The 13,500-nt window shown below is 69.1% G+C and carries 10 protein-coding genes and 1 pseudogene; 8 read left to right on the top strand and 3 right to left on the bottom strand.

The features are described from left to right. Positions 1-3: 3 nt before the first annotated feature. Complete coding sequence (locus ACUTAF_RS21880) at positions 4-939, top strand: AEC family transporter (protein WP_445582489.1); 936 nt, start codon at positions 4-6, stop codon at positions 937-939. Here the strand turns inward: ACUTAF_RS21880 and ACUTAF_RS21875 are convergent. After that, positions 920-1,696, bottom strand: a complete 777-nt coding sequence (locus tag ACUTAF_RS21875; protein ID WP_445581938.1) for a substrate-binding periplasmic protein — start codon at positions 1,694-1,696, stop codon at positions 920-922. The two genes, ACUTAF_RS21880 and ACUTAF_RS21875, sit on opposite strands and share 20 nt — an antisense overlap. Before the next feature lie 173 nt (positions 1,697-1,869). On the opposite strand from ACUTAF_RS21875, the gene ACUTAF_RS21870 reads away from it, so the two are divergent. After that, positions 1,870-3,000, top strand: coding sequence for a PilT/PilU family type 4a pilus ATPase (locus tag ACUTAF_RS21870; protein WP_445581937.1), 1,131 nt, complete (start codon positions 1,870-1,872; stop codon positions 2,998-3,000). Positions 3,001-3,128: 128 nt separating this feature from the next. Then, positions 3,129-4,772, top strand: coding sequence for a Na/Pi cotransporter family protein (locus ACUTAF_RS21865; RefSeq protein ID WP_445581936.1), 1,644 nt, complete (start codon positions 3,129-3,131; stop codon positions 4,770-4,772). A gap of 72 nt (positions 4,773-4,844) precedes the next feature. On the opposite strand, the gene ACUTAF_RS21860 is transcribed toward ACUTAF_RS21865, so the two are convergent. Together ACUTAF_RS21860 and ACUTAF_RS21855 are read right to left on the bottom strand one after the other, a co-directional pair. Next, positions 4,845-7,400, bottom strand: coding sequence for a TRAP transporter permease (locus ACUTAF_RS21860; protein WP_445581935.1), 2,556 nt, complete (start codon positions 7,398-7,400; stop codon positions 4,845-4,847). Positions 7,401-7,518: 118 nt separating this feature from the next. Further along, positions 7,519-8,490 (bottom strand): TAXI family TRAP transporter solute-binding subunit, encoded by a 972-nt coding sequence (locus ACUTAF_RS21855; protein WP_445581934.1) that lies wholly within the window; start codon positions 8,488-8,490, stop codon positions 7,519-7,521. A 211-nt stretch (positions 8,491-8,701) separates the two neighbouring features. Here ACUTAF_RS21855 and ACUTAF_RS21850 point away from each other — a divergent pair, with 211 nt between their 5' ends. The 5 genes and pseudogenes from ACUTAF_RS21850 (at position 8,702) to ACUTAF_RS21830 (ending at position 13,392) form a co-directional block, all read left to right on the top strand. Then, positions 8,702-9,022, top strand: coding sequence for an antibiotic biosynthesis monooxygenase family protein (locus tag ACUTAF_RS21850; protein WP_445581933.1), 321 nt, complete (start codon positions 8,702-8,704; stop codon positions 9,020-9,022). A gap of 70 nt (positions 9,023-9,092) precedes the next feature. Next, positions 9,093-9,410 (top strand): hypothetical protein, encoded by a 318-nt coding sequence (locus tag ACUTAF_RS21845; protein ID WP_445581932.1) that lies wholly within the window; start codon positions 9,093-9,095, stop codon positions 9,408-9,410. 143 nt (positions 9,411-9,553) lie between these two features. Next, complete coding sequence (locus ACUTAF_RS21840; RefSeq protein ID WP_445581931.1) at positions 9,554-11,800, top strand: putative bifunctional diguanylate cyclase/phosphodiesterase; 2,247 nt, start codon at positions 9,554-9,556, stop codon at positions 11,798-11,800. Continuing rightward, a pseudogene (locus tag ACUTAF_RS21835) lies at positions 11,797-12,126 on the top strand (PAS domain-containing protein); the annotation flags it as partial. The gene ACUTAF_RS21840 and the pseudogene ACUTAF_RS21835, both read left to right, overlap by 4 nt. Next, positions 12,100-13,392, top strand: a complete 1,293-nt coding sequence (locus ACUTAF_RS21830; RefSeq protein WP_445582488.1) for a methyl-accepting chemotaxis protein — start codon at positions 12,100-12,102, stop codon at positions 13,390-13,392. The pseudogene ACUTAF_RS21835 and the gene ACUTAF_RS21830, both read left to right, overlap by 27 nt. The last annotated feature ends 108 nt before the right edge of the window (positions 13,393-13,500 follow it).

The raw sequence follows: 13,500 nt of genomic DNA, 5'->3' as shown, positions 1-13,500 counted from the left end.
ACTATCGCCGCTTTGCCCGTGGAAGAAGCCGCCGTGATCGACCTGTTGCTGGCCCTCTGGCCGCTGTTCGCCATGATAATCGCCGGCTACTGGCTGCGTTTGCGCGACTTTCCCAGCGAGGCCTTCTGGCCCGGCGCCGAACGGCTGAACTACTTCATCCTGTTTCCCGCCCTGCTGTTCTCCAGCCTGGCCCGCGCGCCGCTGAGCAACCCGGCGCTGCCACGCCTGGCGCTGGCGGTGCTGCTCGGTCTGGGTATCGCCTGGCTGGCCCTGCTGCTGGTGCGCCGTCTGCGCGGCTGGCCGGCCGGGCGCTTCGGCGCCTTCACCCAGGGCATCCTGCGCTTCAATACCTACCTCGGCCTGGCAGCGGTCGGCAGCCTGTTCGGCCAGGATGGTCTGACCCTGGCCGCGCTGATGCTGGCGCTGATGGTGCCGACGGTGAACGTGCTGTCGGTGTGGTCGCTGACCGCCGAGCGCGGCGTCAGCGCGCGCAGCCTGCTGCTGCCGATCGCCAAGAACCCGCTGATCCTCGCCTGCGTCGGCGGCGCGCTGTTCAACCTGACGGGTATCGGCCTGCCCGGCGGCAGCGATCGCCTGCTCGGCCTGCTCGCCGCCGCCAGCCTGCCGCTGGGCCTGCTCTGCGTCGGCGCGGCGCTCAAGCCCGAGCAGCTAAGCGGCGAAGTGCCCGCGCTGGGCAGCAACAGCGTCCTGCGCCTGCTGGCCATGCCGCTGCTGGCCTGGGGCGTGGCCTGGGCGCTGGCCCTGCCAGCGATGGAGAGCGCGGTGCTGGTGCTGTTCTTCGCCCTGCCCACCGCCCCCACCGCCTACGTGCTGACCCGTCAGCTGGGCGGCGACAGCCAGCTGATGGCCGGCATCATCACCCTGCAGACGCTGCTGGCGGCGGGCAGCCTGGTAGCGATCATGGCGCTGCTGGGCTGAGCTCGGCGGCGGCCTGCTGCAGATAACGCTCGAGCAGACGCCGGTACTCGCCGCTGGCGTGCAGTGCCGCCAGGCCGCGGTCGAACTCGGCGATCAGCTCAGCGGCGCGCGGATGAGCGCGCGGCACGATCAGGTGCAACGTGCTGCTGCCGAGCGCCGCCATGGAACGGTGAAACTGGCTGGCCTCGGCGCCAGTCGAGCGCAGGGCGCTTTCCCCCAGATCGCGGCCGGCGAGAAACAGGTCGTCACGCTGCAACAGCAGCAATCGCGCGCATTCCTTGAGCCCAAGCGGCGAGTGACGTTGCAGAACGCCGCGGTCAATCAATTGCTGGATCGCCACGGGCGGCTGCCAGCCCAGCGGATAACATAGACGGCGGCCGTTCAGACGGGACAGATCCTGCAGTTCGATGCTGTCCTCGGCACGGCTGAACAGGTGCTGCTCGGTGACGTACAGCGGCGCCGAGTAGAGGAAGTTCGCCTCGCGTTCTGCCGAGCGAACGTAGGGAAAGGCCGCGTCGTAGTCGCCGCGCAGGGTCTTGAGGTAGCCGCGGTTCCATGGCTGCCAGTCCAGCGTGCTGCTCAGCCCGCGCTCGGCTAGGGCGGCGCGCACCACCAGGCTAAGCATGCCGCCGCCGGGCAGGTTCTTGCCGGTGAAGGGGGCGTAATCGTCGCCCGTCACCAGGCGCAGCTCAGCGGCCGCCACCGCGCCGCTCAGCACCAGCCCCAGCAGCAGGCCCAGCCGCCATTGTCCCGCCATCGATTTCCAGCCTTAGCGCCCGAACGCAACGATTCCGATCCAGTGGCCATAGTGTAGAGCGTCGCGCGCTGGCGAATCAGGCCGATGCACGCCAGCGCGCTTGACCCAGGGCAAGCCGCGTCAGCGCCGGCCGGCTATGCTTGCCACGACCCGACCGACCGACGACCCGCCCAATGAACGACGCCCACAGCCCCGAGCAGCCCGATGTCTTCCCCTACCTGCAGCTGATGCACCAGCACGGCGGCTCCGACCTGTTCTTCAGCGTCGGCGCGCCGCCGCACATGAAGGTCGAGGGCCACAGCCAGCCGCTCGACAGCCACGAGCTCAAGTCCGGCGAGGTGCAGCAGCTGGCCTATCAGCTGATGACCCAGAAGCAGATCGCCGAGTTCGAGCGTGACCTGGAAATGAACCTGGCGCTGAGCCTGCAAGGCGCCGGACGCTACCGCGTCAACCTCTACTACCAGCGCGGCGAGGTGGCCATGGTGGTGCGCCTGATCAAGAGCCAGATTCCCGGCTTCGCGGCGCTCGGCCTGCCCAAGCTGCTGGAAAAGCTGTCGATGCAGGATCGCGGCCTGATCCTGGTGACCGGTGCCGCCGGCTCGGGCAAGTCGACCACCCTGGCGGCGATGCTGGATTTCCGCAACCGCAACAAGAGCGGGCATATCGTCTGCATCGAAGACCCCATCGAGTTCCTGCATAGCCACCAGCGCTCGATCATCGACCAACGCGAGGTGGGCCTGGATACTCACAGCTTCGCCGATGCCCTGCGCAACGTGCTGCGCGAGGCGCCGGACGTGATCATGCTCGGCGAGATCCGCGACGCCGCCACCATGCAACACGCCCTGCACTACGCCGAGACCGGCCACCTGTGCCTGGCCACGCTGCATGCCACCAGCAGCAGCCATGCGGTGGAGCGCATCGTGCGCTTCTTCCCCGATGAGGCGCGCAAGCAGGTGCTGGCCGACCTGGCGCACAACCTGCTGGCGGTGATCGGCCAGCGTCTGGTGCCGGGCCTGGCGCAGAAGCGCGTGGCCGCGGTGGAGCTGATGCTCGGCACGCCCTATATCCGCGACCTGATCCAGCGCGACGAGCTCGACCAGTTGCGCGAGGCCATCGCCCGCGCCGCCGAACAGGGCCTGCAGACCTTCGACCAGCACCTGTTCGCCCTGCTCGAAGCCGGCCGCATCGGTCTGGCCGAGGCGCTCAAGTACGCCGACTCGCGCACCGACCTCAGCCTCAAGTTCAAACTCGAGCGCGGTTTCTCCGCCGACGATGCCGAACTCAAGGTGTTGCGCGACGGCTGACTGGCGCAATGGCGATTTCCGGCCGATGCTCAGTACAGGCCGGATAAAAACACATGTCGCCGGCCGGCTTTGCATCCCAGTGAAGATCCCAGCCGATCGTCCGCGGGTGCTCAAGGGGGAGCCGCCTTATGCTGACCCTGCTCAACCTGCTGTCAGCCATCGCCCTGCTGGTCTGGGGCACCCACATCGTGCGTACCGGCATCCTGCGGGTGTACGGCTCGCACCTGCGCAAGATCCTCAGCCACAACGTCGGCCGCCGGCCTTTGGCCTTCGTCGCCGGCATCGGCGTCACCGCCCTGGTGCAGAGCAGCAACGCCACCGCGCTGCTGGTCACCTCCTTCGTCGCCCAGGGCCTGATGGCGCTGGCGCCCGGGCTGGCGATCATGCTCGGCGCCGACGTCGGCACCGCGCTGATGGCGCGGGTGCTGACCCTCGACCTGAGCTGGCTGAGCCCGCTGCTGACCTTCCTCGGGGTGATCTTCTTCCTTTCCCGACGGCAAAGCCGCGCCGGCCAGCTCGGCCGCGTGGCCATCGGCCTCGGCCTGATGCTGCTGGCGCTGGAGCTGATCGTCGCCGCCGCCACACCGATCACCGAGGCGCGCGGCATTCGCGTGCTGTTCGCTTCGCTGACCGGCGACCTGCTGCTCGATGCCCTGGTTGGCGCGCTGTTCGCCCTGCTCACCTATTCCAGCCTGGCCGCGGTGCTGCTCACCGCGTCGCTGGCCGGCGCCGGCCTGCTCAGCTTGCCGGTGGCGATCGGCCTGGTGATCGGCGCCAATATCGGCAGCGGCCTGCTGGCCTTTCTCACCAGCAGCCTGCAGACCCCGGCCGGGCGCCGCGTGGCTCTCGGCAGCCTGCTGTACAAGCTGATCGGCCTGCTGCTGGTGCTGCCGGTGCTGCAGCCGCTGGCCGACTGGCTGGACGGTCTGAACTGGCGGCCGGCCGAGCTGGTGATCTTCTTCCACCTGCTCTACAACAGCCTGCGCGCGCTGCTGATGCTGCCCACGGTGGGGCTGATGGCGCGCTTCTGCAACTGGCTGATGCCGGATCGTGCCGAGGACGGCGGCATCGCCCGGCCGCGTCATCTCGACCCGACGGCGCTGGCCACGCCGAGCCTGGCGCTGGCCAATGCGGTGCGCGAAACCCTGCGCGTCGGCGACCTGATCGAGGCCATGCTCGGCCGCCTGCTGCCGGTGCTGGAACATAACCAGCCGGCGCTGAACAAGGAGCTGCGCGTGCTCAATGAGGATGTCGCCAGTCTGTGCCGCGCGGTCAAGCTGTATCTGGCGCAGATCCCGCGCGAGGCGCTGAGCGAGCACGACAGCCGGCGCTGGGCGGAAATCCTCGAACTGGCGGTGAACCTGGAGCAGGCCGGCGACCTGATCGAGCGCATGCTCGGCAAGATCCAGAGCGAGAAGACCGCGCAGCGCCGGGCCTTCTCCGACAAGGGCCTGGAGGAGTTGACCGCCCTGCACGCACAGCTGATGGCCAACCTGCGCCTGGGCCTGAACGTCTTCCTCAGCGCCGATCGCGCCAGCGCCAGTCAGCTGCTGCGCGAGAAACGCCGTTTCCGCGCGCAGGAAAGACGCCTCGCCCATGCCCATATCGGTCGCCTGCAGCGCCAGGTGGTGCAGAGCATCGAAACCAGCTCGCTGCACCTGGAGTTGATCGCCGATATGAAGCGCCTGAACTCGCTGTTCTGCAGCAGCGCCTACGTGGTGCTGGAGGACGGCGCTACCGGTGCGCTAAAGGCGGAAGAAGGCGGCGAATAGCGCCCGATCGGCACGCCCCGGAAAGCAACAAGGCAGCCGAGGCTGCCTTGTTGCCGGCGCTGCTGCCCCCGGTCAGGCCGTCTGCGGCCGGCGCCGACGCTGCAGCCAGACCACCAGGCCGAACAGCAGGAAGCCGGGCAGCCACATCAGCTCCTTGACCCAGCGGTCGGTCGGCGCGCGGACGTTGAGGATCTGCTGGTCGAACTCTAGGCCGGCGTCGGCCGCCAGGCTGCCGAAGGTGACGCTGTCGACCAGCACCTTGTCGCCCTCCTCGTAGAGGTTCAGGCCGAGCTTGGCCAGGCGCTCGGCGCCCGAGGCGCCATCGGGCACCGCCAGCAGCAGGCTGAACTCGCGCGGATCGCCCACCGCGTCCTCGCCGCGCACGCGCAGGCGCAGCTGGCTGCCGTCGGCGACGCCGTCGAGCGCCTGCGCCAACTGGGCCGGCGGCACGTCGCGGTAGGGATCATGCAGCATGTCCATCCAGAACCCCGGGCGGAACAGGGTGAAGGCCACCAGCAGCAGCAACAGGCTCTCGTACCAGCGGCTGCGCACCAGGAAGAAGCCCTGGGTGCCGGCGGCGAAGATCAGCATGGCGATAGTGGCGACGATGAAGATCAGCACGCCGTGCCAGAAGTCCACGTCGATCAGCAGCAGGTCGGTGTTGAAGATGAACAGGAACGGCAGCGCCGCGGTGCGCAGGCTGTAGTAGAAGGCCACCAGGCCGGTCTTGATCGGGTCGCCCTTGGACACCGCGGCGGCGGCGAACGAGGCCAGCCCCACCGGCGGGGTGACGTCGGCCATGATGCCGAAGTAGAAGACGAACAGGTGCACCGCGATCAGCGGCACGATCAGACCGCTCTGCTGCCCCAGCGCCACCACCACCGGCGCCAGCAGGCTGGAGACGACGATGTAGTTGGCGGTGGTCGGCAGGCCCATGCCGAGGATCAGGCTGAACACCGCCACCAGCACCAGCATCAGCAGCAGGTTGCCCATCGACAACAGCTCGACCAGGTCGGCCAGCACCAGGCCGACGCCGGTCTGCGACACCGCGCCGACGATGATGCCGGCCGCCGCGGTGGCGATGCCGATGCCGATCATGTTGCGCGCACCGGCGATCAGGCCTTCGCGCAGGTCGATCACGCCATCTTGGAAGGTGCCGTGGTCGTGGCTGCCGTCGTGGCGCATCCAGCTCAGCAGCGGGCGCTGGGTGAGCAGGATGATGATCAGCATCACGCTGCCCCAGAAGGCCGACAGCCCGGGCGACAGGCGCTCGATCATCAGGCACCAGACCAGCACCACCACCGGCAGCAAAAAGTGCAGACCGGAGAGCAGCACGGCGCGGGTCTGCGGCAGTTCCTCGAGCGGCGCGTCGGGGTCTTCCGGCGGCAGCACCGGTACGCTGGCGGCGATCTTCAGCAGACCCAGGTAGACCAGCGCCAGCAGCGCGCCGATCACCGGCAGGGCGTAGTCGCCGAGCGCCGGCTTGAGCCAGCCAAGGCCGTAGTAGACCGCCAGCGACAGGCCGCTGATCAGCGCCGCGCCGAAGGCGAAGCCGGTCAGGCGGCGCAGCCAGGGCTTGGGCTGGTGGCCGCCGATAGGCTGCAGGCCGAGCTTGAGCGACTCCAGGTGGACGATGTAGAGCAGCGCGATGTAGGAGATCGCCGCCGGCAGGAAGGCGTGCTTGATGATCTCGACATAGGGCATGCCGATGTACTCGACCATCAGGAACGCCGCGGCGCCCATCACCGGCGGCATGATCTGGCCGTTGACCGAGGACGCCACCTCGACCGCGCCGGCCTTCTCGGCGGAGAAACCGGTGCGCTTCATCATCGGGATAGTGAAGGTGCCGGTGGTGACCACGTTGGCGATCGACGAACCGGAGATCATCCCGGTCAGCCCCGAGGACAGCACCGCCGCCTTGGCCGGGCCGCCACGCAGGTGGCCGAGCAGGCTGAAGGCCAGCTGGATGAAGTAGTGGCCGGCGCCGGCCCGCTCGAGCAGGGCGCCGAACAGCACGAAGAGGAACACGAAGCTGGTGGACACGCCTAGGGCGATGCCGAACACCCCCTCGGTGGTGATCCACTGGTGGTTGGCCAGGGCGGTGAAGCTCACCCCGCGGTGCGCCAGCAGCCCCGGCATCCACGGGCCGGCCAGGCTGTAGGCGAGGAACGCCAGGGCGATGATCGCCAGCGGCGGGCCGAGCGCGCGGCGGGTGGCCTCCAGCAGCAGCGGGATGCCGATGCAGGCGGCGACCAGGTCGCCGCTGGTCAGGCTGCCGGGACGCTGCGCCAGCTGCTGGTAGAAGACGAACAGGTAGGCGGCGCTGGCGGCGGCCACCAGGCCCAGGGCGATGTCCACCAGCGGCACGCGTTCGCGCGGCGAGGACTTGAACGCCGGGTAGGCGAGAAACGCCAGCAGCAGGGCGAAGGCCAGGTGAATGGCCCGAGTCTGCGTGTCGTTGAGTACGCCGAAGCCGAAGATGAACGGCAGCGGCGAGGCGATCCACAACTGGAACAGCGACCAGAGCAGGGCCAGGCCGGCGATCACCTGGGCCATGGCGCCGACGGGCAGGCGCGCGCCAACGTCCTGGGCGATCAGTTCCTCGGTGGAGAGTTGCTTGTCATGCATGGGGTCGAACCTGCATTCGGAAATCTGCGAACAGCAAAGCCCGCGGCCTTGCGGCACGCGGGCTGCTCAACTTAAGCCTAGTGCAAGGCGGCCGGGGCGTAGCGCCACGGCCCGCGGCTTACAGCCAGCCGCGCTCCTTGTAGTAGCGCTCGGCACCTTCATGCAGGGGAGCGGTCAGGCCCACCTTGATCATGTCGGTTTCCTTCAGGTCGGCGAAGGCCGGGTGCAGGCGCTTGAAGCGCTCGATGTTGTCGAACACCGACTTGACCAGCTGGTAGACCACTTCCGCATCGGCCTTGGCCGAGGTGGAGAGCACGGCCTTGCCGCCGATGGACGGAGTCGGCTGATCGTTGCCCTTGTACAGGCCGCCGGGGATGTCGGCCTTGGTGTAGTAGGTCTTCTCGGCCAGCAGCTTGTCGACGTCGGCGCCGGTCACCGGTACCAGCACCGCGTCGGTGGTGGTGGTGGCTTCCTGGATCGCGCCGTTGGGATGACCGACGAAGTAGGTCATGGCGTCGATGTTGTTGTCGCCCAGGGCACTAGCCTGTTCGGCCGGCTTGAGTTCGGCGGCGAGGGCGAAGGCGGAGCGATCCCAGCCCTTGACGGCCATGATCTCTTCCAGGGTGTCGCGCTGGCCCGAACCGGGGTTGCCGATGTTGACGCGCTTGCCCTTGAGGTCATCGAAGCCTTTGATGCCGGCGTCGCGACGGGCGAGGATGGTGAACACCTCGCTCTGCAGGGAGAACACCGCGCGGATGTCGCTCATCGCGCCTTCGGCCTCGAACGGCGCCGCGCCGTTGAGCGCCTTGTACTGGTGGTCCGACTGCATGATGCCGAAATTGAACTCACCGCTGCGGATGCCGTTGACGTTGGCCACACCGCCACCGCTGGCCGGGGCGTTGCACTTGATGCCGTGCTCGGCCGAACCGCGGTTGAGGAAGCGGCAGATGGATTGGCCGGCGACGTAGTAGACGCCGGTCTGGCCGCCGGTGCCAATGGTGACGAACTTGTCGTTAGCCTGTGCCATGCCACCGAAAGCGGTGCCTGCGAGCGCGGCGGACAGGACCCATGCCAAGGATTTGCCTTTCATGGGAGATCTCCTTTTTCTGTTTTAGTAGAGCATCCCGCCTTGTGGGCGAGGCCGGTGGAAGTCTAACCGCTCGAGGCGAATATGCACGCACCGATGACCGAGTGGTCGTTCTTCGCGACGCCGGCCGGGCTATCGCCTGCCGCGGGCGTTGGGCAGAATCGGCCGGTGGCGCAAGCCACGACACCGCCCCGCCGACCCCAGCGAGCCCGCCATGAGCCCCTTCGCCGCCACCCCCGCAGCACCCTACTACGCCGTGATCTTCACCTCGACGCTGAGCGGCGACGACGCCGGCTACGCCGCCATGGCCAAGCGCATGGTCGAGTTGGCCGCCGAACAGCCGGGCTTTCTCGGCATCGAATCGGCTCGCGAGGAGATTGGCATCACGGTGTCCTACTGGCGCGACCTGGCCGCCATCACCGCCTGGAAGGCCAACGCCGAGCACCGCGAGGCCCAGCGCCTGGGCCGCGAACGCTGGTACGGCGGCTTTCGCCTGCGCATCGCCAAGGTCGAGCGCGACTACGGGCTGGACTGACGCCGGTCAATACCTGGGCGCGGAGACGCCACTAGCATTGATGGCAATTAGCCACGACCCTGTCACCATCATGTCCCAGATCCACCTGTTGCTCAGCCTGCCGGATACGGAATCCCGCCACCGCGTGGCGCAGCTGCTGCGCCGCCAGGCTCCGCATTGCCAGATCATCGGCGAGTTCGACGATTGCCGCAGCGAGCCGGCGTGCCGCTGGCTGCAACCCTTGCCGGCGCACAGCCTGGGCGCATTCAAGGCCGGCCTGGAGGAGGCCGTGAGCGTGCTGGAAAACAGCCGCCACGCCTTCAAGTCGGCGCAGCTGGCGGCGCTGCGCAAGCGCCTGAGTCGGCTGGCCGAGGAGTTGTCCGCCTCGCAGAATTGCGCTAAAACCTAGCCGCAGAAGGTTCCGCCCCCGCGGAGACCGGCTTTGCCGGGCAGGACACAGGGCCTGCAAGACAGAGCGCCGCAGAACGCCATCCCCAAGCGATGGCGCGCTGCGGCGCTTTTTTTTGCGCCGAAGAAAAGCATGAGGCTGAGATGGGCAACGAACAAGAATTCCAGGAACTGCTCCACCACATCGCCCCGGACCCCGAAGAGCTGAGCCAGCGCCTGCGCTTCCTCGACTGGAGCCAGGCCGACGGCGAGCGCCTGACACTTCATGCCCAGCGCATGGCGCCAATCAACCAGCGCTTCGTCGACAAGCTCTACGCGCGGCTCGCCGACTACCCGGCGCCGGCCGCCATCCTCGACGACGCCAGCACCGTCGCGCGTCTCAAGCACAGCCAGGCCGACTACTACCGGCGCCTGTGGCAGGCCCAGCCGGACCAGGACTACGTGCTCGAACGCCTGCGCATCGGCTGGGTGCACCAGCATGTCGGCGTCGACCTGAAGTGGTACCTGGGCGCCTATCGCCTGTATCTGCACGACATGCTCGGCGAGCTGCTCGGCGCCTCGCCGGCCGCCGCCTGCCTCGCCAGCCTGATCAAGAAGGTGTTCTTCGACATCGACCTGGCCCTGGACAGCTACGGCGCGGCCCAGCGCAAGGCCCTGCAGGACAGCGAGGCGCGCTACGCCAGGGCCATGCGCGGCGCCAACGACGGCCTCTGGGAATGGCAGCTGGAACAGGACCAGCTGTACCTTTCCGAGCGCTGGACGAGCATGCTCGAGCTGGATCGCGACAGCCTGGCGCCAACCAGCCGCAGCTGGTTCGGCCGCGTGCACGGTGACGACCTGCCCGGCCTGCGCCAGGCCATCGACAACCACCTGCGGGGTCTCAGCCCCAGCCTGCACCACGAGTACCGCATCCGCCGCCGCGACGGCAGCTACCTGTGGGTACTGGTGCGCGGCGTGGCCGACAGCAACGGGCCGCGCCGCATCGCCGGCTCGCAGAGCGACATCAGCCAGCGTCGCGCCGCCCAGGAACAGTTGCACCACGCCGCCCGCCACGACCCGCTGACCGGGCTGGCCAACCGCGCGCGCCTCGGCGAACTGCTGCAGCAGGCGGTGCAGCGCCGGCAGCGCCCCGGCGCACGCGAGGCCGCGCTGCTGTTCATCGACCTCGACCGCTTCAAGCTGATCAACGACAGCCTCGGCCACCAGACCGGCGATCGCGTGCTGGTGGAGGTGGCCGAACGCCTCGGTCACTGCCTGCGACCCGGCGACCACCTGGCCCGCTTCGGTGGCGACGAATTCGTCGCCCTGCTCGACGACCTGGCCTGCATGGGCGATGCCGAGCGCGTCGCCCAGCGCATGCTCGACAGCCTGCACAGCCCGCTGCGCCTGCAGGGGCAAAACCTGGCGGTCAGCGCCAGCATCGGCATCGCCGCGCTGCAGGAGCACGGCCAGCCGCTCGACCCGCTGCAGGCCGCCGACCTCGCCCTGTACCGCGCCAAGGGCGCGGGCAAGGCGCAGTTCGCCCACTACAGCACCGAGCTGCAGCAACAGGCCCAGCGCCAGCTGGAGCTGCAGAACGCACTGGCCCAGGCCTGCGCCGGCGGCGAGCTGCGCCTGGTATATCAGCCGATCTGCCAGCTGTCCGATGGGCGCGCCGAGCTGGTCGGCGTCGAGGCACTGCTGCGCTGGCGGCACAAGGGCTGCGATATCTCGCCGCTGGAGTTCATCCCCTGCCTGGAGGAATCCGGCGAGATCCTCGCCGTCGGCGACTGGGTGCTGCGCCAGGCCTGCGCCCAGGTACGCGCCTGGCAGCTGGCCGGGCAGACGCAGCTGCGTTGCTCGGTCAACCTGTCCAGCCGCCAGCTGCAGCAGAGCGACTTCGCTGCGCGGGTCGCCGACCTGCTGCGCGAAACCGGCCTGGCGCCGGCCAGCCTGGTGCTGGAGATCACCGAAAGCCAGCTGATGCAGGACAGCGCGCAGAACCTCGCCTGCCTGCGCGAGCTGGCCAGCCTCGGCGTGCAGCTGGCGCTGGACGACTTCGGCACCGGCTATTCCTCGCTCGGCTACCTCAAGCGCTTCCCCCTGCACATCATCAAGGTGGACAAGAGCTTTATCGCGGGCGCCCCGCGGGACGCCGAATCGCTGGCCATCAGCCGGGCGATCATCGGCCTCGGCCACAGCCTGGGCCTGAGCGTGGTGGCCGAGGGCGTCGAGCGCGCGGAGCAGCTCGAGTTCCTCGCCCGCGAGGATTGCCGCTACGCCCAGGGCTACTGGTTCAGCCCGCCGCGCGCGCCGCACGAGCTGCAGCGCCTGTTCAGCGGCGAGGACTGCTTCGACGGCCTGTGGTGCCCGCTGGGCAGCCGGGCCGAGGCCCGGGAGGTGCAGCCATGAAGCTCAACCTGCCCGTCAGCGGGCGCCTGGTGCCGCTGCCAGCGCAGACCAACATCCTCTCCACCACCGACCTCAAGGGCGCGCTGACCTACGTCAACCCGGATTTCGTCAGCGTCAGCGGCTTCACCGAAGACGAACTGATCGGCCGCAACCACAACCTGGTGCGCCACCCGGACATGCCGCCGGCCGCCTTCGCCCACCTGTGGCAGACCCTCAAGGCGGGGCGCTCGTGGATGGGCCTGGTGAAGAATCGCTGCAAGAACGGCGATCACTACTGGGTCAGCGCCTACGTCACGCCCATGCGCAAGGACGGCCGCATCGTCGAATACCAGTCGGTGCGCACCGCCGCCAGCAACACGCAGATCGCTGCAGCCGAGGCGCTGTACGCCGAGCTGCGCGCCGGGCGCCGGCCCCGAGCGCTGCGCCGTCCGCGGCTGGCCCTGGGCACGCGCCTGGCCCTGCTCGGGCTGGGCGCGCCGCCACTCGCCGCGCTGGGGCTGAGCCTCGGCCTGGGCCTACCCCCGCTGCCGCTGCTGGCGGGCGCCGGCGCGCTCGGCCTGCTGCTGGGGCTGATCAACCATCTGGCCCTGCGTCCGCTGGAGCGCCTGGCGGCGCAGGCCCGCCAGCAGGCCGACAACCCGCTCAGCCAGTGGCTGTACACCGGCCGCCGCGACGCCTTCGGCGCCATCGCCTTCGCCCTGCACAGCCTGCAGGCCGAAGCCGGAGCGGTGGTCGGGCGCATCGCCGACTCGGCGCGCCAGCTCAGCGGCGAAGCCGGGCAACTGGCCAGCGCGGCGGAGCATCACAACAGCGCCACCCTGCAGCAACGCGAGGAGACCGAGCAGGTCGCCAGCGCCATGGAGCAGATGGCGGTCAGCGTGCAGGAGGTGGCCCGCAACGCCCAGCTCAGCGCCAGCGCCGCCGGCGCCGCCGACCAGGAAAGCGGCGACGGCCGCCAACTGGTGGAAAGCACCCGGCAGCACATCGCCGCCCTGGCCGAGGAGCTGCAGGCCGGTCACGTCCTGGTGCAACAGCTGGCCGACAGCAGCCGCGAGATCGGCCGCGTGCTCACGGTGATCGGCGACATCGCCGAGCGCACCAACCTGCTGGCGCTCAACGCCGCCATCGAGGCCGCGCGTGCCGGCGATGCGGGCCGCGGCTTCGCCGTGGTGGCCGACGAGGTGCGCGCCCTGGCCCGACGCACCCAGGCCTCGACGGGCGAGATCGATACGCTGATCGCCGGCCTGCAGGGCACGGTGGCCAGCAGCGTGGCGGCCATGGACGACGGCCAGCGGCGCGCCCAGGCCATCGCCGCCCAGGCGCAACAGGCGGCCCAGGCACTGACAGGCATCACCCGGCGTGTCAGCCAGATCAGCGAGATGAATATCCAGATCGCCGCCGCAGTGGAGCAGCAGAGTGCCGTCGGCGACGACATCCAGCGCAACCTGCAGGGCATCCGTCAGGCCTGCGAGGACACCACCCGGGCCAGCGCTCACAGCCACTGCAGCGCCGAACAGCTGGCCGAACTGGCCGGGCGCCTGCAGTTGCTGGCCGAGCAGTTCTGGAGCCAGCGCCAAAGCCAGTCGGGATGAACACCGATGCGGCCATCCGCGCGCGCAAGCGTCAGCGCATCAGCCGCATCGATTATGACTATGCCTGTGCGCCGCGTGCTTGGCCTGGAGCCAAGGGGTTAGAGTAGC

Source organism: Pseudomonas sp. SP16.1, from assembly GCF_052682975.1.
This window is presented reverse-complemented; position numbering and strand designations above follow the sequence as displayed.

Excerpts from the sequence above, each read along its gene's own strand:
- ACUTAF_RS21830 (WP_445582488.1), top strand. The coding sequence starts at position 12,100 with ATGCGCAAGGACGGCCGCATCGTCGAATACCAGTCGGTGCGCACCGCC.
- ACUTAF_RS21860 (WP_445581935.1), bottom strand. The coding sequence starts at position 7,400 with ATGCATGACAAGCAACTCTCCACCGAGGAACTGATCGCCCAGGACGTT.
- ACUTAF_RS21845 (WP_445581932.1), top strand. The coding sequence starts at position 9,093 with ATGTCCCAGATCCACCTGTTGCTCAGCCTGCCGGATACGGAATCCCGC.
- ACUTAF_RS21855 (WP_445581934.1), bottom strand. The coding sequence starts at position 8,490 with ATGAAAGGCAAATCCTTGGCATGGGTCCTGTCCGCCGCGCTCGCAGGC.
- ACUTAF_RS21875 (WP_445581938.1), bottom strand. The coding sequence starts at position 1,696 with ATGGCGGGACAATGGCGGCTGGGCCTGCTGCTGGGGCTGGTGCTGAGC.
- ACUTAF_RS21865 (WP_445581936.1), top strand. The coding sequence starts at position 3,129 with ATGCTGACCCTGCTCAACCTGCTGTCAGCCATCGCCCTGCTGGTCTGG.
- ACUTAF_RS21850 (WP_445581933.1), top strand. The coding sequence starts at position 8,702 with ATGAGCCCCTTCGCCGCCACCCCCGCAGCACCCTACTACGCCGTGATC.
- ACUTAF_RS21870 (WP_445581937.1), top strand. The coding sequence starts at position 1,870 with ATGAACGACGCCCACAGCCCCGAGCAGCCCGATGTCTTCCCCTACCTG.
- ACUTAF_RS21840 (WP_445581931.1), top strand. The coding sequence starts at position 9,554 with ATGGGCAACGAACAAGAATTCCAGGAACTGCTCCACCACATCGCCCCG.